23 protein-coding genes are annotated in these 24,009 nt (G+C 46.0%); 14 read left to right on the top strand and 9 right to left on the bottom strand.

The window, feature by feature from the left end; all coding sequences use genetic code 11:
- Window positions 1–22: 22 nt before the first annotated feature.
- From ACLI09_RS14090 to ACLI09_RS14080, 3 genes are all read right to left on the bottom strand, one after another.
- Window positions 23–550: a hypothetical protein gene (locus tag ACLI09_RS14090; RefSeq protein ID WP_411420276.1), complete on the bottom strand. Its 528-nt coding sequence runs from the start codon at window positions 548–550 to the stop codon at window positions 23–25.
- A gap of 160 nt (window positions 551–710) precedes the next feature.
- A complete protein-coding gene (locus ACLI09_RS14085) occupies window positions 711–2,426 on the bottom strand; it encodes a DUF6029 family protein (protein ID WP_411420275.1) in 1,716 nt (571 codons plus the stop codon).
- A gap of 4 nt (window positions 2,427–2,430) precedes the next feature.
- A complete protein-coding gene (locus ACLI09_RS14080) occupies window positions 2,431–2,907 on the bottom strand; it encodes a TlpA family protein disulfide reductase (RefSeq protein ID WP_411420274.1) in 477 nt (158 codons plus the stop codon).
- A 281-nt stretch (window positions 2,908–3,188) separates the two neighbouring features.
- On the opposite strand from ACLI09_RS14080, the gene ACLI09_RS14075 reads away from it, so the two are divergent.
- From ACLI09_RS14075 to ACLI09_RS14065, 3 genes are all read left to right on the top strand, one after another.
- On the top strand, window positions 3,189–4,682 hold the full coding sequence (locus tag ACLI09_RS14075) for a T9SS type A sorting domain-containing protein (protein ID WP_411420273.1): 1,494 nt from the start codon (window positions 3,189–3,191) through the stop codon (window positions 4,680–4,682).
- A 111-nt stretch (window positions 4,683–4,793) separates the two neighbouring features.
- Window positions 4,794–5,537, top strand: a complete 744-nt coding sequence (locus tag ACLI09_RS14070; RefSeq protein WP_411420272.1) for a T9SS type A sorting domain-containing protein — start codon at window positions 4,794–4,796, stop codon at window positions 5,535–5,537.
- 57 nt (window positions 5,538–5,594) lie between these two features.
- Entirely contained in the window at window positions 5,595–6,650 is a 1,056-nt protein-coding gene (locus ACLI09_RS14065; protein WP_411420271.1) for an Omp28-related outer membrane protein, read from the top strand.
- Between the two features lie 82 nt (window positions 6,651–6,732).
- Here the strand turns inward: ACLI09_RS14065 and ACLI09_RS14060 are convergent, their stop codons facing one another.
- Window positions 6,733–7,479, bottom strand: coding sequence for a DeoR/GlpR family DNA-binding transcription regulator (locus tag ACLI09_RS14060; RefSeq protein WP_411420270.1), 747 nt, complete (start codon window positions 7,477–7,479; stop codon window positions 6,733–6,735).
- A 111-nt stretch (window positions 7,480–7,590) separates the two neighbouring features.
- On the opposite strand from ACLI09_RS14060, the gene ACLI09_RS14055 reads away from it, so the two are divergent.
- The 5 genes from ACLI09_RS14055 (at window position 7,591) to ACLI09_RS14035 (ending at window position 9,567) form a co-directional block, all read left to right on the top strand.
- Window positions 7,591–8,196, top strand: a complete 606-nt coding sequence (locus tag ACLI09_RS14055) for a 5' nucleotidase, NT5C type (RefSeq protein WP_411420269.1) — start codon at window positions 7,591–7,593, stop codon at window positions 8,194–8,196.
- Between the two features lie 94 nt (window positions 8,197–8,290).
- On the top strand, window positions 8,291–8,596 hold the full coding sequence (locus ACLI09_RS14050) for a hypothetical protein (RefSeq protein WP_411420268.1): 306 nt from the start codon (window positions 8,291–8,293) through the stop codon (window positions 8,594–8,596).
- A 6-nt stretch (window positions 8,597–8,602) separates the two neighbouring features.
- Window positions 8,603–8,998, top strand: coding sequence for a hypothetical protein (locus tag ACLI09_RS14045; RefSeq protein WP_411420267.1), 396 nt, complete (start codon window positions 8,603–8,605; stop codon window positions 8,996–8,998).
- Window positions 8,992–9,285: a hypothetical protein gene (locus tag ACLI09_RS14040; RefSeq protein ID WP_411420266.1), complete on the top strand. Its 294-nt coding sequence runs from the start codon at window positions 8,992–8,994 to the stop codon at window positions 9,283–9,285. The genes ACLI09_RS14045 and ACLI09_RS14040 overlap by 7 nt, the downstream gene beginning before the upstream one ends.
- A gap of 9 nt (window positions 9,286–9,294) precedes the next feature.
- The gene (locus tag ACLI09_RS14035) at window positions 9,295–9,567 is read left to right on the top strand and encodes a hypothetical protein (RefSeq protein WP_411420265.1); all 273 of its coding nucleotides are present in this window, start codon (window positions 9,295–9,297) and stop codon (window positions 9,565–9,567) included.
- Here ACLI09_RS14035 and ACLI09_RS14030 read toward each other — a convergent pair.
- From ACLI09_RS14030 to ahcY, 3 genes are all read right to left on the bottom strand, one after another.
- On the bottom strand, window positions 9,551–10,738 hold the full coding sequence (locus ACLI09_RS14030) for an MFS transporter (protein ID WP_411420264.1): 1,188 nt from the start codon (window positions 10,736–10,738) through the stop codon (window positions 9,551–9,553). The genes ACLI09_RS14035 and ACLI09_RS14030 overlap by 17 nt on opposite strands.
- A gap of 175 nt (window positions 10,739–10,913) precedes the next feature.
- Entirely contained in the window at window positions 10,914–11,549 is a 636-nt protein-coding gene (gene aat, locus ACLI09_RS14025) for a leucyl/phenylalanyl-tRNA--protein transferase (protein WP_411420263.1), read from the bottom strand.
- A 374-nt stretch (window positions 11,550–11,923) separates the two neighbouring features.
- Complete coding sequence (gene ahcY, locus ACLI09_RS14020) at window positions 11,924–13,240, bottom strand: adenosylhomocysteinase (RefSeq protein ID WP_411420262.1); 1,317 nt, start codon at window positions 13,238–13,240, stop codon at window positions 11,924–11,926.
- A gap of 85 nt (window positions 13,241–13,325) precedes the next feature.
- On the opposite strand from ahcY, the gene ACLI09_RS14015 reads away from it, so the two are divergent.
- From ACLI09_RS14015 to arfB, 4 genes are read left to right on the top strand one after another with little or no spacing between them, the layout of a single operon-like run.
- Window positions 13,326–13,955 (top strand): 4'-phosphopantetheinyl transferase family protein, encoded by a 630-nt coding sequence (locus ACLI09_RS14015; RefSeq protein ID WP_411420261.1) that lies wholly within the window; start codon window positions 13,326–13,328, stop codon window positions 13,953–13,955.
- Between the two features lie 17 nt (window positions 13,956–13,972).
- Complete coding sequence (pnuC, locus tag ACLI09_RS14010; RefSeq protein ID WP_411420260.1) at window positions 13,973–14,599, top strand: nicotinamide riboside transporter PnuC; 627 nt, start codon at window positions 13,973–13,975, stop codon at window positions 14,597–14,599.
- A complete protein-coding gene (locus ACLI09_RS14005; RefSeq protein ID WP_411420259.1) occupies window positions 14,569–16,476 on the top strand; it encodes a DUF4301 family protein in 1,908 nt (635 codons plus the stop codon). The genes pnuC and ACLI09_RS14005 overlap by 31 nt, the downstream gene beginning before the upstream one ends.
- Before the next feature lie 9 nt (window positions 16,477–16,485).
- Window positions 16,486–16,887 (top strand): alternative ribosome rescue aminoacyl-tRNA hydrolase ArfB, encoded by a 402-nt coding sequence (arfB, locus tag ACLI09_RS14000; protein WP_411420258.1) that lies wholly within the window; start codon window positions 16,486–16,488, stop codon window positions 16,885–16,887.
- A gap of 124 nt (window positions 16,888–17,011) precedes the next feature.
- On the opposite strand, the gene ACLI09_RS13995 is transcribed toward arfB, so the two are convergent.
- Window positions 17,012–17,947, bottom strand: coding sequence for a hypothetical protein (locus ACLI09_RS13995; protein ID WP_411420257.1), 936 nt, complete (start codon window positions 17,945–17,947; stop codon window positions 17,012–17,014).
- Between the two features lie 694 nt (window positions 17,948–18,641).
- On the opposite strand from ACLI09_RS13995, the gene ACLI09_RS13990 reads away from it, so the two are divergent.
- A complete protein-coding gene (locus ACLI09_RS13990) occupies window positions 18,642–20,825 on the top strand; it encodes a TonB-dependent receptor (protein WP_411420256.1) in 2,184 nt (727 codons plus the stop codon).
- A 362-nt stretch (window positions 20,826–21,187) separates the two neighbouring features.
- Window positions 21,188–23,467: a GH92 family glycosyl hydrolase gene (locus ACLI09_RS13985; RefSeq protein WP_411420255.1), complete on the top strand. Its 2,280-nt coding sequence runs from the start codon at window positions 21,188–21,190 to the stop codon at window positions 23,465–23,467.
- Between the two features lie 46 nt (window positions 23,468–23,513).
- Here the strand turns inward: ACLI09_RS13985 and ACLI09_RS13980 are convergent, their stop codons facing one another.
- The gene (locus ACLI09_RS13980) at window positions 23,514–23,942 is read right to left on the bottom strand and encodes a Rieske (2Fe-2S) protein (RefSeq protein ID WP_411420254.1); all 429 of its coding nucleotides are present in this window, start codon (window positions 23,940–23,942) and stop codon (window positions 23,514–23,516) included.
- Window positions 23,943–24,009: the final 67 nt, after the last annotated feature.

The raw sequence follows: 24,009 nt of genomic DNA, 5'->3' as shown, positions 1-24,009 counted from the left end.
CATTCTTAATTCTTAAATAATTTCAATCGATAACAACACCGTTTTCATCAAGCGGGTGGATGCTTACTACCCGGTCGCTCAGGTACCAGCGCCCACGGAACACGATGGCATTAGGCACCACAAACGCATACTGCTTTCCGGCTGAAGTAAAGTAGAGCGAAATGATTTTATTATAAACAACCCCCACTTTTTTACCTGACTTCCTGATTTCAATATCATTTTCTACCGCCTCGCTTTTGCCAAAAACGATATCCTTTGGGTTAATGCCAAATTCTTTTATAGCTCTGGGAAATAAGGCGTAGCCAAACCGCGCGCCCTCTTCGCCCTTAGGGTATACCTGTTTTGTAACTTCCTTAGGGAACTCCTTTTTTGCATCAACCGACCTGAAAAAGGCTTCCTGTACTTCTTTTTTAGGGTACAGGTTCATAAACACTTTTTCCTTTTTGGTAAGGCAGGCGGCAAAAGCCTTTCGGGCAAGTTCCTCGGGCGTTTTTTGCGCAATGCACACAACTGATATAAAAAAGCATAACATGATATAGAGCGCCTTCATACAGTAAATAATTTTCAGGTTTTAAAATTAAAACGCCCGCCTTATTAAAAGATTGCAATGCAAGTTAACAAAAAATCCTGTAAACGGCATTTACAGGATTTTTGTTAACTATTTATTTTTTTAAGGGCAGCACTATTGCCGTGTGGCAGTGCACCGCTGCTTAAAAAGCGGTGGTTATCTGTAATGATACCCCGGTACTTTCCGGTACAAAGCGGCACACGCCACCCACACATACAAGGCCGCCGCGCTGCCGCCCGTAGTTAGCGGCAATACGTGTAGCGCCTATGCGGTATGCCCCGCCCGCGTTGTAGTAATGCGTGCGGTTATCGGGGTTATCGTTGCCATAGTTATAGATATCCCACACGTAAAACGAATATTTATCGTCTATGTTTAGCTCAAGCGTGGCTCCGGCCCAGTTTTTTTTATCGGCATCGGCCCACATGTGCTCGCCCTCCAGGCGAATGCTGCGGTTAGGCGTAAAATTGTAAGTAGCCTCACCGGTAACAATATTGGTATTTACCCTGTCGCCTCCTTCTATCCAGGCTTTGTTATAAAATTGCCTTATATAGTACAGCGCAGTGTGCAGGGTTTCGCTAAACTGCTTGCGTATTTCAATGTTATAATCGCTAAAATATTTTTCGCCTACGCCTAAAAATTTAGTTTCATAATAGGCCGGGCTAAGCCTGTAGGTGCCGGGCAGGTTGTACCAGCTGCTCAGGTTTACTGCCAGTTTGGTGCCATATTTGCCGCCTATGGGCGTTTCTTTTGCAAAATCATAAAACAGGTCAATCTGCCCGCCGGTTTCGCCGGCTTTCATAATTTCGGTAGTGGTATAGTCTACCTTGGTTTGTGCCTGGTATACATATATGTTAGCCAGGTTGCTGTGGTGCTGCTTGGTAAGCGCGGGGGTAAAGTTAAGCACCCGGTCGTTATAGTTAAGGCTTGATGAGCTTATATCATAGTTTACAGGCTCACGCTCGCTAAGGAACTTAAAGTTCTCGGTACGGCGCACCGTGGCATCTATGCCCAGGCCTTCTTTGCTGTAGCCAAAGTTAAGCAGCACGGCATTGCCCGGTTTTACAAAATTATAGTCAATAAGGTTCTGTACATTAAGCACGCCGTCCTTTTGCTTATAGTCAACTTCGCCGCTTAGGTAAAAGGCATTATGTATAAAATTAAAGCGTGCGCCCACGGCATTGGTAAGTTCATCAAAACCGGCGTTTTCTACGGGCAGCGCTTCATAGCGCCCCACATAGCTTGCCCCAACGGAGAGGTCAGACTGCTCAAAGCCCAAAAGCTTATTCAGTATAAAATCGGCATCAAAGCCGTAGATATCGCCCCTGGCAACATTAAAGCCGGTGCGCTGGCGGCCGTATAGCGCGGTAAGCCGTGTATTATTGCTAAGGCGGTACAGCACGCGCCCACCCCTCAGGGCGGTGTTTATGCCCAGGGCACGGTCTTCCCAGGCGCGCAGCAGCATACCGCTGCCAAACTGCTCATAAAAGTAGCCTCCGGTAATTTCGAGTTTACTGGTTTTGTAAGCGGCATACCAGGTGCCCACATCAGTGCCGTCAAAACCCGGGTTGTAGTTAAGGAGGGCATCGGGCGCATAAGATTCTGCCTGTATACCGGCGGTAAAGCCTTTGTACTGGTAGTTAACCAGCAGGTAATTATTAGAGCGCAGGGGCTTGCCGTTTATGGGCGTTGCATCCTGGTTAATGCCGGTACCCTTATCGTTAAGGTACCACTGGGAGTTACTCTCAAAGCCTCCGTATACACGCCCGTAATCTTTTTTTTGTTCAGGTATACTGTCGTTTTCCTGGGAAAAAGCGGGGGCAAAAGATAAGAAAGGCAGCAGCCACAATAGTTTTTTCATTATATTAAAGCTGCTTCAGTTTTTCATATAGTTCATTTTCGGCGCCCTGGCTGTAGCCGTTGTGCACATATAACACCTTTTTATTTTTTACCACAACGGTATAGGGTGGGTTAGCCACGGCCAGTGCGCGCTTAAGGTCCTGGTTGCCGTCAAGCAGTACCTCATACGGCCATTTTTTGCCGTTAAGCAGCGGCTTTACCCTTTTTTGGGTGCGGCTGTCGTCTATGCTTATGGCTATAACTTCCATATTAAGTTCTTTGCTCCATTCGGCATAATGCTCGTTTATGGCATCAAGTTCATTAATGCACGGCACACACCAGGTAGCCCAGAAGCAAAACACGTACAGCTTGTCTTTTTCGGCAAAGTCGTTCTTTACATTAAGGCTTTTATTGCTAACAGATTGTATTGTTACATTGGGCATTTCTTTTTGCGCGGAGGCAGCGGTTACCGCAAGTAAAAAAAGCAGGACAAGTTTTTTCATCGAGTTGTGTATTATATGTAAAAATGTTGCGTGGCAATATTAAAAAAAATTAAAGTATAAGCCCAGTAAATAGTGAAAAATATAATCCTATGGAGTATATAGGTTTTGTGGATATCACAATAATACTGCGTATATCATATTTTTTAAACATAATTCGTGCCAAAACGTTAATAATGTGTTTGTGGTCAAACATTTTTAGTTATTTATTTTTTGATAACATTTTTTTTACATAATTTTCGCTGCTGGTTATAAAAAACTAAATATAAAAACTATTACTCTACATGAAAAAAACTTTACTTTTAGGCTTGTTCCTTGCTGCGGGCTTTACCGCGCAAGCGCAGTTGCCGGACGGCAGCCAGGCCCCTGACTTTACAGCTATTGACCTTAGCGGTAATGAGCACCACTTACAGGAGTACCTTGACGAAGGTAAAACGGTAATCATAGATTTTTCTGCTTCATGGTGCGGCCCGTGCTGGAACTACCACAACAGCCACGCACTCGAAGATCTTTATGATACGTATGGTTTTGGCGCGTCTGAAGAGGTTGTTGTATTGTTTATAGAGGCAGACCCGGGCACATCGGTACAAAGCCTTTACGGAACCAATACACCCAGCGACCAGAGCACCACACAGGGCAACTGGGTAGCAAACACCCCATACCCTATTGTAGACGATGGAAACGGATCGATATCAAATGCTTATGATGTACCCTATTTCCCTACAATATACAGGATATGCCCTGAAGGAGACACAAAATTAATGAACCCTGAGGGTGTGGGAGCGCCATCATTTAATACACTTAAAAGTAGTATTGCTGCTGATTGCCAAACACTTAATGGTGTTATGAACCACCCTAGAATCACTGCCCCTACATTAAGGCTTTGTGAGAATACAGGAATTGTAAAGGCTAAAATGAAAAATTTTGGTTCTAACCCAATCCAAAGCGCTACGATTGTGGTGGAGCAGGGCGGCGAGATAGTTGCCACTAAACAGTATACCGGTAACCTTAACCAGTTTTCTACCGCTAATATCAACTTTGATACGGCTACCTTTGACGAGTCGCAGGATTATACCGTAAAAGCTACCGTGGTTAACGGTGCCACAGCTTTTAGCCCCGAGATGGCTGAAGAGGCATTTGATGTAAGTGTAGCGAACACTACAGGTAATAATATATCGATACACGTATATACTGACAGCTACCCGGGCGAAATGTCCTGGACGTTACGTAACAGCAGTAACGCGATTGTAGCATCAGGCGGTCCTTACCAGGGCAATGGGCAAAACGCCGGCGGAGCTGACGCTAACCTTATAAAAATTACTAACCTTACTTTGCCTGTAGGTACTATTGATTGCTACAAGCTTGTAATGAACGACAGCTATGGCGACGGATGGGCCCTTAACAGCAACGCGCAGCCTTTTACAGGGATAAGGATTTATGATGGTATAGGCGCCCTTGTAGACGAATTTACCGGCGACGTTAGCTTTAGCACACAGGAACTGGCAGGTGCTTTTAAAACCACCGGCCTGCTAGGCACGGCAACACCATCGCTTAGTAAATTTGCGCTGTACCCTAACCCTACAACAGGCGTGCTTAACTTTAGCACTACAGAGCCGGTTAGTATAACAGTTACTGACCTTACCGGCAAAACAGTATTTACTGCTGCTAATGTAGAAAACGGTAACAGCATTAACCTTAGCAGCCTGCAAAAAGGTATGTATATTGCCCAGGTTAAAGGTGCTACTACGCAAACCGTACAAAAAATTGTTATAGAATAATCGCCACAACGATTTAACAAATATAATATTACAAAAAAGCTATCGGATGCGGCGTGCCGCATCCGGTAGCATTTTTTACTTAAAAACAAATTGCACTAAATTACGATTACCATGAAAAAAATTATCCTATTAGCAGTACTTGCCCTTAGCGGCATTGCACAGGCGCAGCAAATTAAAGTAGTAAGGCCGGGCGGGGGCGAATTAACCGATGGCGCTACCTTTACAACAAACATACTCTCAGACGACATATCGGCACCAAACAGAATGCGCTTTAAAGTAACTAACCTTACCGATGAAACCATGATAGTGGGCGCAAAAGTACTGGGCTTTAGCGACAATGTAGACGGTACAGATTTACAATTTTGTTTTGGCGTATGCCTTACCAGTATAACTCCCGGTATCCTTATCCCGGGTTCAGGCATTGATCCCGGCGCAACTACCGATGCAGATGATGACCATTTTCAAAACAATAACCCCGGTACAGGCGGGCCGGTAAGTTACCACCTTGCTTTTGTAAAACTGGAGCAAAATGAGGATGGAGATTATATTGAGACAGAGGAGTTACTTGATTTTTACTACGTGTATGATGCTACAGCAGGTGTAACAGGTTTTGACGGCTTACAAAAACTTGGACTTACTATAGAGAGCACCATAGTTAAAAACAGCCTGAATGTAAACGCTACACAAAACGCGTCGCTACAGCTGTTTGATACTACAGGTAAACTTGTAAAAATGGCAACTATTAAAAGCGGCAGCCAGGCGGTAGAGCTTTCTGCTGTTAGTACAGGTATTTATATGGCAAAATTTACCACTGCCGATAATAAAACGGCAACTGTTAAAGTTGTTAAAAACTAAGCAGTTACCCCAATATTTTACCACGTCCGGCGTTTTACCGGGCAGATAAGCACTATAATGAAAATAAAAAGAATATTTGCGCTGTTATTTGTTTCGGCCCTTATTGTTTTGGGCTGCGCTTCAGATTATGAGATACTGCAGTCGTATGACTCGGTTATCCTTACTGCCGACAGCTCTAACAAGCTTGCCGGGCAAACCATAACCTTTACCGTAAAAGACAATAACGGTACAGACCACACGCAGGACGCGCGCTTTTTTGCCGATGGCCAGGAGATAGATGGTAACACGCTTACCTCTAACGAACTAAAATCGTTTGTAATAACGGCAGAATTCGGCGGGCTAACGTCTGAACCGCTTACCGTTACCTTTGGCGACGGCTCTGAGCTTAACTTCCGCAAGCGTGTGCTGATAGAAGATTATACCGGTACCTGGTGCGGTTACTGCACCCGTGTGGCCTATGCTATAGAGTTGGTAAAGGCACAAACAGATGATGTGGTGCCCGTAGCCATACACAGGCCCAGCAGTAACGAGAACAGTTCTGATTACGATCCTTATAATTATGATGCCAGCGTGCTGGAAGCTACCCTTAATGCCGTAGGTTACCCTAAAGGCTACCTTAACCGCCGCCGCCGCTGGAATAACCCCGAGCCGAACAACGTGGCACAGGTAATAGCCCTTACACAGGGCGAAAACCCTAAACTGGGACTTGCCCTTAGCCCTACGGTGGCAAATGGCAACATTACGCTTGATGTAAAAGTAAACTTCAGTAAAGATTTTACAGGGCTTAAACTGGTGGTGTATGTTCTTGAAAACGGCCTTCATTATGAGCAGCATAACTATACCGAGTACTATGACAGTGTAGATGTTATTGAAGACTGGGAGCATGAACATGTGCTTCGTGCCTGCCTTACCGATATTATGGGCGATGCCATAAGCAACGACCAGACCGCTATTTACAATACGTACACACGCAGCTTTAATGTACCCGTTCCTGCTAATGTAGCTAACGCCGCAAACGTGGAGTTTGTAGCCTTTATAGTAGATGAAAACGGCAGGGCGGTAAACGTGCGCAGCGCCCGCAGCGGCGACGTGCAGGAGTTTGAAATGCTGTAAATAATCTTTTATTATAAAATTTAGAAAGCCATCCGGAAAGGGTGGCTTTTTTGTTTAATCTATATTCTAATGTGCTTCTGTGTCAGATTACCATAACCCCCAGGTCGCGGTACGGCTGTAGCTTGGCGTTATCGCTGTCGGCTTCGGTTATCAGTACATCCACTTTAGTGATGGGGCAGATAAAAAAAGCCTCAGCTGTATCAATTTTTTCAAGCGTGGAAAGTGCAATAATCTGCTGTGCGTTTTCTACCATGTTACGCTTTACCAGGCTGTCTTCATAGCTGCGGGCGGTGAGGCCTATGGTGTGTATGCTGCTTACACCAAAGAAGTAAATATTGGCGCGCACGTTGCGTATCGTGTCTATAGCCTGCTGGCCTATGGTGGTAAAGGCGGTTTTATAAAGGCGGCCGCCGGCAAAAATCATTTCGGCATTGGGGTGGTCTTCCAGCGCCTCGGCCACGGGGAAACTGTTTGTTACCACCTGTATCTTAAGGTCTTTTGGCAGCATTTGCGCCACCGCGAGTACCGAGGTGCCCCCATCCATAAAAATGGTTTGCCCGTTTTTAATGTAGGGTATGGCTTTTTCGGCAATGCGCAGTTTATGGCTTATATCATATTTTTCGCGGTCGCGGTAGTGCTGTGGTATGGTAGAGTTAGCAATGGCGCCGCCACGCACGGCTTTTAAAAGCCCCATAACATCAAGCTCCTTAATGTCGCGCCTTACCGTATCTTCAGAAACGTTTAGCAGCCGGCTCATTTCGGCAAGCTGTACCTTATTGTCGCGGGTTAAGTGTTGTAGTATCAGCTGCAAACGCTCTTCTTTTACCATAGTGCAGATATATTTACGGCAAATATACAAAAATTTAATATTGCAAAACTTTGCAAAAATGTTGCAATATGTTGCAAAATATTTCTATCTTTGCTGCAAAATAATGCAACCATGAATACCTCAGTAAGAACAAGAAAATCTATTGCAATCGATATGGACGGTGTCCTGGCCGATGTAGAACCACAATACCTTGACTGGTATGAAAAAGAATATGGTACCCGCCCGCTGCGCGAAAGCATGCTGGGCCTGATGGAATGCGACGCGCTGCCCAACAACGCCATCGCTAAATTTTTAACAACCCCCGGGTTTTTCCGCACGTTGCCGGTGATGGAAGGCGCGGTAGAGGCGGTAAAAGACCTGATGAAAGATTTTGACGTTTACATAGTGTCGGCAGCTATGGAATTTCCGCTTTCACTTTACGAAAAAAAGCAATGGCTGGAAGAGCACTTTCCGTTCATACACTGGAGGAACATTATCTTTTGCGGCGATAAAAGTGTTATTAGCACCGATTACCTAATAGACGACCACCTGAAAAACCTTGATAACTGCAAAGGGAAGCCGCTTATGTTTACGGCGTTTCACAACATAAACCACGATCACCACCAGCGGGTAAACCACTGGAAGGAGATTCCGGGGTTACTGCGCGACCTTACCGAAGTGCGCCGCAAGCTGGAGGCACTGCCGCCGCTGCCCGCACAGGACAGGCCACGCTGGTAAGATTTCTGATTTTTTTATTTCCATTCCCGCTACGGCGGGTTTTTTTATGCCCTGATATCACTTAAATACGTATTTTTGGTATAAATCAGCACCTATGTTTTCGCTAGTATCTGCCATGCCGGAATTTTATGCCAAGCGTTCTGTGCAATGGCACCTCGCGCTTTTCTTTTTAGGGGTAGCGTTCTGTTTTGTGTTGCCTATGGCAGAGAATCCTATGGCATATTATTTTGTGGCGTTAACACTCCTTACGGCACTTTTTAACCTCATTCTTATAGTGCTTCTTTTTATCAGGCGGCCAAAGCTATACCTGCTGTATTGCTTATTTTTAATTTTGTTTCCCGTTATTTTAGGGTACTTTAGTATGATGGTTATACTAATCACTTCGGGATTTTCCTGCTAATGCCCAATGAGCCTTAAATTAAAACAGCAGCACATCCGCCCGGCCATAGTTATACTTGCAATACTTTGCGGGGTTGCAATGTATGTTATGCCGCAATATGCCGGTTATTTTCCATTGGCGCTTTTCCCGTTTTTCGCACTATTGGGAGTTAAAACGTTCTTAGTTGGCCGGGAATTGTACACCTATCTTGAGCGTAATTTCCCGGAGTATTACAACCGGCAGAAACTCTTTAATGGCTCAGTACCCGATGTATGGATGCTTTCCGAAAAAGAAATCCGGATGAAACTCGATGAAACTGTTTTAGGGTTCGTTAAAAAAGGAAAATTTTACTTAAAAACAGCTTTCATGGTATTTGCAATAATCCCCATACTTTGCGTTAGTTTAATTATCACCAAATGGTAACTTTGAATAATAATGCCGACATAAAAACCGCCCGCAACCTGCTGATTACCGAAGTGGTGCTCATTGCCGCTTTTGTGGGCCTGACGTTTGTAATTGATAACCTGCTGTATATGGTATGTGGCATAATAACAGTATCAATTCTCGCAAATTTGTTTTGGGGCATACGGCTGCTTATCAGGAAGCCACAGTACTATAAACTATATGCTGCGTTACTGCAATTACCGCTACTGATTATAATAGTGCTTTTTCTTATTATTTTAAGTGCCCTTAGTGGCGTAACATGTTAGGTATATCAAATGACAGAAACCACTAAACTTACGCTTGTAGGTAAAACGCTGTTACTTGAGGCACTGGCCTTCTTCCTGGGCTTGTTTTTTGTTATAGAGCCTATTGCGGGAATTTATTATTACCTGCTGTGGTTTAGCGTGGTAGTAGTGCTAAATGTTGTACTAATTGTCCCCCAGCTTACAAAACGCCCACCGGAATATTTATGGAATATAGCAGGATTGTTGTTGGCACCATTAGTTGCCGTGTTCATATTGTGTGGCGTTATCAGTATGATGATGTAGTACTGCCCACATTCTTCCGCTGCCACACCACCGTATACACTATAGCGATAACCACTGCAAAAGCAGCGAAATAAAACACCGCGGGTATACGCTCCAGCATATCGGCATAGTACCAGCCCGCGATGGCCGCGCCAAAGCCTATACCGGCTTCCATGGCCATATAGCCCGTAGCCACGGCTTTGCCACGGTGTTCGGGGCTGCTGAGCTCTACCATCCAGGCATTAATGGCCGGCGAGAGTATGCCCTGCGCTATGCCATACGCCCCTGCGGCTACCATAAAGAGGGTAGGGGTATTGGCATTGCCGGTAACCACCAGTGCTATGGTTAAGGCTACAAGCCCGTATTGCAATACCCGCACACGCCCGTAACGGTCGCTGGCCTTTCCGGCCAGGAAACGCATTACGAGGGAAGTTAGCGTAAGGATCATAAAAAATGTACCCTTATTATCTATACCCAGCGCTTCCGATTTGTCAGGCACCAGCGTAAGCATGGCACCGTAGGAAATACAGATGAGCAGGTTTACAAACGCGGCGGGCAGTGATTGCTTTAGTATAATATCGCGGCGGTTTATTTTAAGCAGGTGGGGGCGGAATTTTTCGCTGCCTGCAAGGGTCTCTTTCATGTTCATGATGATAAGGATGCTGCCCAGCGCCAGCGCCGACGATACATAAAACAGCACATCGATATCAAAATACAGCGTAATATACCCTCCCAGTGCAGGGCCCAGCGCCATACCGGTGCTAAAACACAGCCCGTGGATGCCCAGCGCCTCGCCCCAGCGGTCTTTAGGGGCTATGTCGGCCACATAAGCCGCCGTTGCAGTAGGCTTAAACCCGGTAGAAAACCCGTGAATGAGCCTCAAAAACAAGAACCCGGCCACCGATGTAAGCACGGGGTACAGCAGCCCGCACACCACACATACTATAGAGCCTATGGCCATAACGGGTACACGGCCTATGGTATCGGTCAGGCGGCCGCTAAAGGGGCGCGATATACCGGCGGTTAGGGTAAACAACGCGATAATAAGCCCTTTATATTCGCCACCCCCCAGGCTGCTCAGGTAGGCGGGCAACTCGGGTATGAGCATATTAAAGCTGGCTGAGAACAGTAGCGAACTAAGGCACAGCAGCCCAAACTGCAGGTTGTAAATGGGGTGTGGGGATTTTTTCATCTGTCCGGCAAAAATACTTCTTTATGTCGAAAGCTACAAGGAAGTGGTCAGTGATCAGTGGTCAGTCGCAGTTTGAAGTTTGCAGGTTTGAGTGAAGCTGCTGTAAACTGACCACTGCGTACTATCTTTGAGTAAAGCTCCTGAATACTGAAATATTGCGACTGAACAATAAATTTCACGATTGCAATATCTCCAGAAACTCTTCCCTTAAAATTTCCCGTGCACCCAGGCTTTCCAGGTGGTCGTTGTGCACCTGGCAGTCCAGCAGGCGGTAATTTTCGCGTTCAAGTTTTTGGGCCAGGGCTATAAAAGCCATTTTGCTGGCATTAGGCACTATGCTAAACATGCTTTCACCGCAAAATATATGCCCAAGGTCTACCCCATACAGCCCGCCCACCAGTATGCCGTCCTGCCATACCTCTACTGATTTTGCTATGCCCAGTTCGTGCAGGCGGCAATAAGCTTTTGTCATGTCATCGGTTATCCAGGTGCCGTGCTGCCCGTGGCGGGGTATGTCGCGGCAGTGGGCTATAACATCGGCAAAGGCGGTATTCCAGGTTATGGTAAAGCAGTTGCGGTTAATAATGTTGCGCATGCTCTTAGAGATTTTAAGCTCCGGGAAAAAAAGCACCATGCGTTCCGGCGGGCTCCACCACAATATGGGTTCGTCGTCTTCAAACCAGGGGAAAATGCCACTGCGGTAAGCCAGCATAAGGCGCTCGGGGCTAAGGTCGCCCCCTATGGCCACTATACCATCCGGTGACGATCGGTGCACAGGCGGAAAATAAAGCTCTCTTGAAAGGAAATACATAAAACGTAAAACAAATATCAACTGCCAAAATTACTGATTTTAGTTCTATAAGCATGAAACGCTCCTTTTTTTTATAAAAATACCCCTTAATGGGTATTTTTTAGCACTATTTTATAGGATAGATTTGCGGGTATGACAACAGTGTAGTTTTTTATTTTTTTAGTATTTTCTTTTTATTATTATGTTAGTTCGGCACCAGGCCCCGTTTCCCCAGACGGGGCTTGTTTGTTTTAGCAAGCAGGGTAATTCCCATAAAAACAAAACCCCCACTCATAAAATCAGTGGGGGTTTTTATAAAAATTATAATTTTCAAACTAAATTCAGATTTACGAGTGAAGCTCAATCTTAAATCTCATTCAAAAATCTTAAATCAATTAGTACCTGTAATACTCCGGCTTATACGGCCCTTCAACCGGCACGCCTATGTAGGCAGCCTGGCCTTCGTTAAGTACTTCCAGCTCTACACCCAGTTTGGCAAGGTGCAGCGAAGCCACTTTTTCGTCAAGGTGTTTCGGCAGCATATACACTTCGTTGCCATACGCCGCGCTGTTTGTCCACAGTTCTATCTGGGCAAGCGTTTGGTTAGTAAACGAGTTACTCATTACAAAGCTTGGGTGCCCGGTGGCACAGCCCAGGTTTACAAGGCGGCCCTCAGCCAGGATAAGGATGTCTTTACCGTTAATGGTATACTTATCAACCTGCGGCTTGATTTCGATTTTTGATGCGCCATGGTTGCCGTTAAGCCATGCCATGTCAATCTCGTTATCAAAGTGGCCTATGTTGCACACTACGGTTTTGTCTTTCATTTGCTCAAAATGGCGGCCTACCACAATATCCTTATTACCGGTAGTAGTAATAATAATATCGGCAGTAGCTATAACCGTATCAAGCCTTTTTACCTCATAACCGTCCATGGCAGCCTGCAGGGCACATATAGGGTCTATTTCGGTAACGGTAACTATAGAGCCCGCCCCACGGAACGATGCCGCGGTACCTTTGCCCACATCGCCATAACCGCATACAATAACGCGCTTACCTGCAAGCATAAGGTCGGTAGCACGGCGCACCGCGTCTACAGCGCTTTCTTTACAGCCGTATTTATTATCAAATTTAGATTTTGTAACACTGTCGTTAACGTTGATGGCCGGCATTACAAGCGTGCCGTTTTTCATGCGCTCATACAGGCGGTGCACTCCGGTAGTAGTTTCTTCGCTAAGGCCTTTAATGCCGGCGGCAAGCTCAGGGTAGCGGTCAAACACCATATTGGTAAGGTCGCCACCGTCGTCAAGTATCATATTAAGCGGCTGGCGGTCTTCGCCAAACCAAAGCGTTTGCTCTATACACCAGTCAAACTCCTCTTCGTTCATGCCCTTCCAGGCATAAACCGGTATACCGGCAGCGGCTATGGCAGCGGCGGCATGGTCTTGTGTAGAAAATATGTTGCATGAACTCCAGGTAACCTCTGCGCCCAGGGCTTTAAGGGTTTCTATAAGCACGGCAGTTTGTATGGTCATGTGCAGGCAGCCTGCTATGCGGGCGCCTTTAAGGGGCTGGCTGGCGCCATATTCTGCACGCAGTGCCATAAGGCCTGGCATCTCTGCTTCTGCAAGTTCTATTTCTTTTCGTCCGTATTCCGCAAGCGAAATATCCTTTACCTTATAGGCCACATACGGCGCTGTTGTTGTACTCATTGCTTTTATTGTTGTATATTTGTATTAGCAAAATCTCTGCAAAGGTAAGAAATAGAAAATTAATTTTTGCTTCAACATTTATTAAATGCCTTTATATAAATCGCTTATCATAGATGCCGATACTAAGCTGCTGGTGTGGCAAAACACCGAGCCGCTGGAGGAACTGTACAATGCGGTAAACCTTAAGGATGTTTGCGAACAAAAGCTGGCAAAAATGAAGAGCGAGCAGCACCAGAAAGGCTTCCTGGGCGTGCGAAAGCTTATGCAGCACATAGGGTATACTGATTTTGACCTGTTTTATGACCCTAATGGCAAGCCGCATTTAAAAGACGGCAGAAACATATCGATAACACATTCATATGCCTACAGCGCTATACTGGTAAGCAGCAGGCAGGCAGGCATAGATATGGAAATGCAGCGTGAAAAGATAATTACCATTTCAGCCAAATTTCTTGATAAAGAGTTTGCGTTTCTTGATACCACGCATAAGGATTATATCCGTATGCTTACCGTACTGTGGGGTGTAAAAGAATCGGTATATAAAATGGTGTCGCGCAAGGGGCTTAGCTTTAAGCGCGATGTAGAAGTATTTCCGTTTGAATTAGAGAGCGGCAGGGGCGAAACCGCCTTTTCGTTTGAAGACGTGAAGGCACGCGTAACGTTCCATTTTTTAGAAATGGAAGGCTTTACCCTGGTATACTGCCTGGGGCTGTAATTTTTAACCGTTATTTAATGCACGACGTATTCAATTTTTTATTCAGGCAATATAAAGATTATACTTTTGCCCAGGTTTTATTAGAAAGCATAGGCGTTATTACGGGCATTATAAGCGTGTGGTATAGTAAAAATAATAATATACTGCTCTATCCTGCTGCCATTATAAGTTCGCTAATATACATCTGGCTGTTATATGACTGGCAGCTGTATGGCGATTTGATTATTACCGTCTATTATTTTTATATGGGGATATACGGATGGGTTTTATGGGGGAAACGATATGGAAATAGCAATGAAACTCTAAAAATAACAAAAAATTCGTATAAGGATTATTTAAAATCGTTATTTATTTTTATAATTTCTATTATATTTGTCTCAGTAATTTATATCGTTTACAATAAGTTTGACCGGTGGTGGGCCTATGCCGACATCGTTATGACAGGGTTGCTGTTTGTGGGGACGTGGCAACTGGCTAAAAGAAAGCTGGAAAACTGGCTTTTTTTAATAGCAGGCGATATTATTGCTATTCCGCTTTTTTACCTTAAGGGCTACACCCTTACAAGTATTTTAAACTTATTTTTAACAGTAATTGCCATTTATGGCTATTTAGCATGGAAGAAAACTTTACCCGCCAAAGAGTAAACACGGTAGCTTTTACCGTGTATGCACTGAAAGACAGCAAACCTACAGCTGCCCGATTAAATGAAGAACCTTTTTCTCAGGAAAAAGGCAACAGGAAAATAAACTTTAAGGCTAAAGACATAGAAGCTGTAAGCAGCCCTAAACCGTCTGACCTTGCCATTGTTATAGCGCCCGAAGACAACCAGGCAGCAAACGAGCTTGCCGATAAGCTAAGGCAAAACGGCAACCCCCGCATACGGGTTACAGACGGGTATGATAATGTTTTTGAAAAAATATCAGAAATAGCGTCAGAGCTGGAAAAAGCCATAGACATGGGCCTTACCATTGCCGATTTTATTCAGGTGTACCGCAAGGGCATACCTATGGAAAAGGTAGAAAACCATGTAAAAATATTTAGCGACGGCATTATAAAAATAAACCTGGACAGGCCGGCCGTTATAGGCGACGGCATTACACTGCTGCAAAAAGAAGAAGCGCTTAACCTTGCCGGCTATTTCGACAGCAGGGCAGATAATTACAAACTTAAAAAGTTTGTACCGGCATCGGGCGCGGCAACCCGGATGTTTAAATTCCTGCACGATTTTATAAGCGGGTACAACCCTGAAAAAGAAACCATAAACGGCTATGTAAACCGTGTTAAGGATAATTCGCTACAGGTGTTTTTACTTGGCCTGGAGCGCTTTCCGTTTTATGATGCTATTATAGCCGAATCAGACAAAAGAATAAAATGGGCTGATAAGGATAATGAAAATGTGCGCGAAGACGAGCGCAACTACAGCTTTATTAAAACCATGATGGACCCTGAGCATTTTGACTATGCCAATAAGCCTAAGGGTATACTGCCGTTTCACAGTTACGACGGTAACAGTGTAACACCCGTGCACGAGCACCTTAAAGAAGCTGTTGCCTACGCCGTGTCTAAGGGAGAAACCCACGTGCACTTTACCATATCCGAAGACCACCTTAACGGCTTTTTAGATGCCATTAACGATGCAAGGGCAAAGGTAGAGGCAGAGAGCGGCGTTAAAATACACTTTAACTTTACGTACCAGCACCAGGAAACCGATACCCTGGCGGTAGATATGGACAACAAGCCGTTTCGCGATGAAAAAGGCAAGATACTCTTCCGCCCGGGAGGCCACGGCGCGCTTATAGAAAACCTTAACCGCCTTGATGCAGATATTGTGTTTATTAAAAACATAGACAATGTAAGGCATACCAAGATGGAAACCATTGCCACGTATAAAAAAGCGCTGGCAGGTATTTTGATAAAACTGCAGGAAAAAGTGTTCCAATACCTGGAAGATATAGAGAGCGGTAAAATTAACGAAGCCGAACTTGATGAAATAATAAAGTTTGCAGAGCAGGAACTGAGCCAGGATATATCGCCTGACTTTGATAAGTTTACGCTCGAGAACAAGTACCTGTATGTAAAAGAAATGCTGGACAGGCCCATACGCGTATGCGGCATGGTAAAAAACGAAGGCGAACCCGGTGGAGGGCCGTTCTGGGTAAAAGGCCGCAGGGGCAGGCTTTCGCTGCAAATTGTAGAAAGCTCGCAAATAGACCTTGACAACAAGATACAAAGCCACATATTTAGCCAGAGTACCCACTTTAACCCGGTAGACCTGGTGTGCGGGCTTAAAAATTTTAAAGGCCAGAAATTTAACCTCCGGGAGTACGTAGATGCAAATACCGGCTTTATTGTACAAAAAAACCGCATGGGCAAAGATGTAAAATCATACGAATTGCCCGGATTATGGAACGGCGCCATGGCCGGCTGGACAACCGTATTTGTAGAGGTGCCGCTTAAAACCTTTAACCCGGTAAAAACCGTTAACGACCTGCTGAAACCGGCCCACCAGTTACCGGTTTAATTTATAGTTTTGGATACAGAAAAGTTACTAACAGAGCCTGAATACAGGGCGGTGCGCAGCAGCGGGGCCGGCGGGCAAAATGTAAATAAGGTAAGTAGCAAAGTAGTGCTTGCCTTTACACCGGCCACCAGCCAGGCCTTGTCTGATGACGAAAAAGCGCTTATTGCGGCAAAGCTTGCCACACGCCTTAACGCGCAGGGGCAGCTTGTACTGCAATGCGACGAAGACCGCAGCCAGCTGCGCAACAAAACCATTATAAAAAGGCGGTTTATTAACCTTTTAGAAAATGCGCTTACCGTGCAGGCCGAACGCAAGCCCACTAAAGTGCCGCGCGGCGTTATTAAAAAACGCATAGAAAACAAGCGCAGGGCATCTGAGAAAAAACAATCGAGGCGAAGGCCGGATGTTTAAGGTTTAATGTTTTTTTACATTCAAACAATTAATATAAATGCATAAGGGCTGCCATTTGGCAGCCCTTACTTTTTTGGGGATGTACTATACCTGGCCGGTTTTTATAACCTGCCGGTATATAGTATTAGTTTATACTTCCTATAAGCGTACCCACTGCAAAATCGCTCTGGCTGCAGCCATCGGTGCCAAAAAGGCCTTCGCTGCCTTTGCAGGCAGGGTAGTTCCAGAACGCCCTGTCGCGGTAAAGCGGCCCCTTGCCCGGGCTGCCCCAGTTGCCGTTAAAGTTAAACTCTGATTTTTGGCAGCTCATGGCCTGCAGGTTGTTCCAGGTGCTGGCCTCATCGCTGGCGTCGGCCGGGTTGCGGTAGTCGCCATAATAGGTACATGCGTAGCCTATAAAGCTTACCGTGTTTTTAAAATGGTACATGCCATGCGCATATTTGCCCACAAAGGCGTTAATGCGGGTGCCCTGCGCTACATTGCGCCAGTCTTTAGTATACCAGCCGGCATGCTGAAAATAAGTAACCGTAAGTATCTTGCTGGTCGATTTTTTAAACTGCACCACTATATGCTCCAGGTCATAATCATGGGCGCCCTGCCCCGCAGAGCACGGCTCCTGGCGCTTGTATACAAACCAGTACTCTACAAAGGCCTTGTCGGCATCGGTAGGGTGGTTTTGCACGTCATAATAGGTAGGGAAGTTAAGGCTTTGCGGCGCCGTGGCGTTAGTAAGTTGTAGTGTGCCGTTGCACACTATGCTGGCGGGGTTGGTGCTGGCCCATATATCTTCTACAGATGTAGGGTAGTCCGGCGCGGCGCGGTCAAATTTTACCAGCGGTGCAAAGGCGGCGGCATAGCCTGCGGCGGTGCTGCCGGTAACTTTTGTGGGGCTTTCGGTACAGTTGCAGTTTAAGAATGGGTTAGTATTGGTTACGGCTGCTTCACGGGCCGTGCTTTTATCAAAAATGCTGTCGCTGCCGTCTTCAAGCGATGGCGCAGAACATGCCGCGAAGAGCAGTATGCCCGTAACGGCAACTGCTGATAAGAATTTTGTTTTCATTCCCTGAGAGGTTTTTAGTTGTTGTTACAAATGTATTTAGAGCGTAGCTGTACAACTACTATAGGGTCGCGACCATTGCAAAGTACCGCATTACAGCTTACAAAGTGGGTTTCTAAACCGTTTTAAAATGGTAAGCCAATGTTTAACCAATTGTTAGGTTTGTTTTCTTTTGGTTAGCAAAGCGTTGCGATAGTTACAGTATAGATTAACATAGGTATTTAGTGTTTAAAAAGCGATTTTATGATTAATGGGTAATTCGGAAAGACGGAGAGATGACAGATGTGAGATGATAGTCCGGGCCATCCGGTTTTTAGGCTGTGATATTTTTACCAGGGAGCAAAAGGCTTTTTTCACAGCGAATACAAAGCGATATGAGTATTATTCCTAAAAGGGCACGACGCTTGGTAGCTTTCCGCCAAAGGCATTATCTATCGTCTATCACCTCTCTGTCCTATCTGCAAGTAAAAAAATCTGAAATCTAAAATCTGAAATCTGAAATTATTGTCTACATTTGCCCCGTCTCAAAGGGGTGCCCAAAACAATCGGGCTGAGATCATACCCAAAGAACCTGGGCGGGTAATGCTGCCAAGGGAATAAAAGGCAACAGCGCGGAGTGCACGCCGCTACTGTGCCAAAAAACAAGTTTAACTAAAAAAAGAATAATTCCCCCTTTTATTCGTAAAACCATTTACGGATGAAACAATTATTTAAAAAAGGTACTGAGGCGCTTAGGTGCATAGGTATTAAGGAACTTCTCCTGTTTTCCACAACTTTTTTTACAGGCCTTGCCTTCGCGCAGCAACCTACAACCACACAGCAGGACAGTATTAAAAAACTTGATGAGGTGCTGGTGCAGGCCGTGCGTGTAAACGCCACTGCGCCGGTAACCTTTAGCAATGTTTCTAAAGAAGAGCTTGCCCCGCGCAACCTGGGCCAGGACATTCCCGTATTGCTTAATTATTTACCAAGTGTAGTAACTACTACCGATGCGGGTAACGGCATAGGCTACACCGGCATTAGGGTGCGTGGCGCCGATGCCAGCCGCATTAACGTAACGCTTAACGGTATACCTTATAATGATGCTGAATCACATGGTACTTACTGGGTTAACATGGGCGACTTTGCCTCAAGCGCAGAAAATGTCCAGCTACAGCGCGGTGTGGGTACCAGTACTAATGGCGCGGGGGCCTTTGGCGCCAGCCTTAACGTGCTTACCGATGCGTTCCGAAAAGAGGCCGGGGGTGAGATATCAAACTCCTTTGGCAGCTACAATTCGCGCAAACACACCGTTAAGTTTAGCAGCGGGTTGATAAACAACCGTTTTGAAGTAGCGGGAAGGCTGAGCAACATAGAGAGCGATGGCTACATCGATCGTGCGTCTACAAGCCTCAAATCCTATTTTTTGCAGGGTACTTACGTGGGCGAAACCACACTTATAAAGGCCATTGCCTTTGGCGGAAGCGAAAAAACCTACCAGGCCTGGAACGGTATTGATGCCGCTACCATGGCTACAGACCGTAAGTACAACTACTCGGGCTATTATACCGATGAGGCAGGCAATGTGCGCTTTTATGACAATGAAACCGATAACTACTGGCAGGACCAGTACCAGCTGCACTGGAACGAAAAGTGGGGTGCAAACTGGAGTACTAACCTGGCCGGATTCTATACTAAAGGTAAAGGCTATTATGAAAACTACCGCGACGATGCCGAACTGCCTGCGTATGGCATACAGCCGTTAACTTTAGGCGGCGAAACCATAGCCTTTGCGGATGTTATTACCCAAAAATGGCTGGATAACGACTTTTATGGCACTACATTTTCTGCCGTATACAACAAGTCGGGATTTAACTTTACCCTGGGCGGTGGCGCTAATAAATATGAGGGCGCGCATTTTGGCAAGGCCATCTGGTCGCAGTACTCCGCTACTACAAGGCCGGATGATTTGTATTACAACAACAGCGCCAGCAAAACCGACTTTAATATTTTTGCCAAGGCAAATTACGCCATCGGCAGCAGCCTGAGCCTTTATGGCGATTTGCAGTACCGCAGGGTGCATTACAAGGCAGATAACGTTACCGAAGATAATGAGTACGTTATACCGGCGGATGATACCTTTAACTTCTTTAACCCTAAGGCAGGTATAACCTATACTATTGATACGGAATACAGTGTTTACTTTAGCTACGGGCGCGGTAATAAAGAGCCACGCCGCAGCGATTATGAAAACGGCAGCGTAAAACCGGAGTCGCTTAACGATTTTGAGCTGGGCTGGAGGTATAAAAAAGGCAGCAACAGCATTAGCTTTAACGGCTACTACATGCGCTATAAAGACCAGCTGGTACTTACCGGCGCTATTAACGATGTAGGATCGCCCATATATGCAAACAGCGGCGACAGCTACCGTGCGGGTATTGAGGCAGAGGCCAGCATCACGGCGGCTAAGTTCCTTACCATACGCCCCAATATATCATTAAGCCGCAACAAGAACCTCGACTTTTTTAACGAAACGGAAGACGGGCCTATGAATGTGGGCGATACCCAGATTGCGTTTTCGCCATCGGTAATCGCGGCAAACCAGCTGATATTTACCCCGTTTAAAAACTTCCAGGCCGCATTGCTTTCTAAATATGTGGGCGAGCAGTATATGGATAACCTTGAATCGGATAACAGCAAGCTGAAAGATTATTTTATAAACGACATTAACCTTAGCTACGAGTTTAAAAACGTATCGGTATTTAAATCGGTTGTTTTAAGCGGGCTTATAAACAACATAACCGGCAAAGAGTATATTTCTAACGGCTATATGTGGGGCGACCCGTACTATTACCCGCAGGCCACCCGCAACTTTTTAGTGGGGGCAACGTTGAAGTTTTAAAGAGAGCTTCTAAGCTTCTGAGCAGCTTAGTAGCTTAAAAAAAATCCTGCTTTGGAGACAAGGCAGGATTTTTTTGTTTTTGGATCATTTCGCAAAGTCCCTCAAAGTTCTGATGTCCATTTTCAGGTCACGCATTCCCCTCCTTCGGAGGGGTGCCCGTAGGGTGGGATGGGTATTCTCATTTTTTGGTTAGGCCCACCCCGGCTTTCAGCCACCCCTCCGAAGGAGGGGAATAGCTCCACTCGGATGTTTTGGTTATGGATTAGCCGGTATATAGTATTTGCTGCCGGACTGTACCCGCCTGTTGGGGAGAGGATATAATGTGCAAATTTTTCTCATCTTTGTGTTACACAACACAAACTATGAAACTACAGCTACTCGCCGCAACACTGCTATTTTCCCTTTTTGGTTACAGCCAGAAGGCAAAGAAAAACTACCAGTACGTCAACCCGCTCATAGGTACCCAGCGCATGGGGCATACCTACCCCGGTGCAACGGTGCCTTTTGGCAGTGTGCAGCTGAGCCCGGAGACCGATACCATTGCCTACGAACTCAATAAAAAATACAATGGCAAGGTGTATGAGTACTGCGCCGGTTACCAGTATGAAGACAAAACCATAGTAGGCTTTAGCCATACGCACTTTAGCGGAACCGGGCATTCTGACCTTGGTGATTTCCTGCTGATGCCTACTACGGGAAAATTACAGCTTAACCCCGGCACAGCCGATAAACCGGGCAGCGGCTACCGTTCGGCGTACAGCCATGCCAATGAGGTGGCGCAGGCCGATTACTATAAGGTAAAGCTGGACGACCACAATATTACTGCCGAACTTACCACCAGCCAGCGGGTAGGCTTCCACCGCTATACATTTTCGAAAGCAGAAACCGCGCACATTATTGCTGACTTTATGTACGGTATTTACAACCACGAGAATAAGAACGTGTGGACGTTTGTGCGTGTGGAGAACGACACGTTAATTACAGGATATAGGCAAACGCGCGGCTGGGCACGCAACCGTACGGTATATTTTGCCATGGCCTTTAGTAAAGCGCCCAAGAACTACGGTGCGCAGACGTATGATACCGATAACATTTACAACGGCTTTTGGCGCCGTTTTGACCAGACAAAAAACTTCCCCGAGCAGGCGGCGCAAAACCTGCGCATGTATTTTGATTTTGATGTGGCGGCAGGGGAGCAGGTACAGGTAAAGTTCGCACTATCCCCGGTAAGTACCGAAGCGGCTGTAGCCAACATGCAAAAGGAGATTCCCCATTGGGATTTTGAAAAGACCAAAGCCGAAGGTCAGCAGCTTTGGGAAAAAGAGCTCGACAAGATAAAAGTAGAAACCCTTACCGAAGGCGATAAGGTTAATTTTTATACCGCCATGTACCACGCGTTTATTAACCCTACGGTATATATGGATGCCGACGGGAAGTATAAAGGCCTCGACCAGAATATACACACCGCTGATGGTTTTACAAACTATACCACCTTTTCGCTTTGGGATACCTACCGCGCGCTGCACCCGTTATTCAATGTTATACAACCAAAACGGAATGCCGACATGATAAACAGCATGTTAGCGCATTACACCCAGAGTGTACACCATGCCCTCCCGGTATGGAGCCATTATGCTAACGAGAACTGGTGCATGATAGGCTACCACGCGGTATCGGTTATTGCCGACGCGGTGGCAAAGGGTAATACCGGTTTTGACACTAAGCTGGCGCTGGAGGCGTGTGTAAGCTCGTCGAACCTAAGTTATTATGATGGTATTAAATACTACGAAAAACTGGGCTATGTACCCGAAGATAAAAGCGGGGCATCGGTTTCTAAAACCTTGGAATATGCTTATGACGACTGGTGCATTGCCCAGATGGCAAAGAAGCTGGGCGAAACCAATACGTTTATTAAATACAGTACCCGTGCCGAAAACTATAAAAACGTTTGGGATAAAAGCTCCGGGTTTATGCGGGCAAAGTTGGCCGATGGCACGTTTATAAAGGAATTCGACCCGCTGGAGACTTCGCAGGCGGGGTATATAGAAGGCAACGCGTGGAACTACAGCCTCTACGTGCCGCAGGACCCGAAAGCGCTGATTGAGTTGAACGGCGGTAAGGAAAAATTCACGCAGCACCTTGATTCGCTTTTTACCATGCAGCTCCCCGATAAGTATTTTGAGCATACCGAAGACATTACCCGCGATGGCATTATAGGCAACTATGTGCACGGCAACGAACCCAGCCACCACGTTGCCTATTTATACAACTGGGTGGGCCAGCCCCACAAAACCCAGGCGCGCGTGCGCATGATACTCAACGCCATGTACAGGCCCACCCCCGATGGCCTGGGCGGTAACGATGATACCGGCCAGATGAGTGCCTGGTACATCTTCAGCAGCCTGGGGTTGTACCCGGTAGCGCCGGGCAGCGATGAGTATGCGTTAGGAAGCCCGTTGGTTAAAGAAGCCACGTTAAAATTAGAAAACGGCAAAACCTTTACCATAACTGCAAAAAACCAGAGTGCCAACAACGTTTATGTAAAGAAAATAGAACTGAATGGTAAGCCTTTAAACAGCACCACCATAAAGCACAGCGATATTATGGAAGGCGGTACACTGGTGTTTTATATGAAGAAGTAGCTTAGGTGCTTAGTACCTAAGGCCCTTAGCGCCTCAGTACCTCACATCAATTATACACCCTGATAACATTCTGGCTTACTACCGCAACCCGGTACGGCTTTAGCGGAAACTCTACCGGCGTGGTGGCCTGCCCGGTAAACAGGCTGTATGCTACCTCATCGCAGGGGCATACCGCGTTTACACCGTTTACGGTAAGGCCGGAGCAGCTGCTCAGTTCCTGGTTAGGGCAGCTGGCCTCCCATGCGGCATACCCGCTGCCGGTATTCATTACAATAACCCCGTTTATGCCTATGCCGGCTACGGTTATCTTTTTGGCATTACCGGTATACAGCAGGTCGGTATACAGGGGCAGGCTCATGTCTATATCTATACTAAAGTTATAGTTAGGCAGGTAGCGCGTGGTATAGCGGTAATCATCATTGCTGCACGCCCAGAAAACCGGCGTTAGCAAAAGGAGCACAAGGAATTTTTTCATGGCAATTTTAAAAAGGGATGTAAAAATTATGATACAAATTTAATTTAATTAACTTTGGTGGCTGCAA

The organism is Flavobacterium sp. RHBU_24 (assembly GCF_046613695.1).
GTDB lineage: Bacteria > Bacteroidota > Bacteroidia > Flavobacteriales > Flavobacteriaceae > Flavobacterium.
Note: the sequence above shows the minus strand (reverse complement) of the source record. Positions and strands in the feature narration are given on the sequence as shown.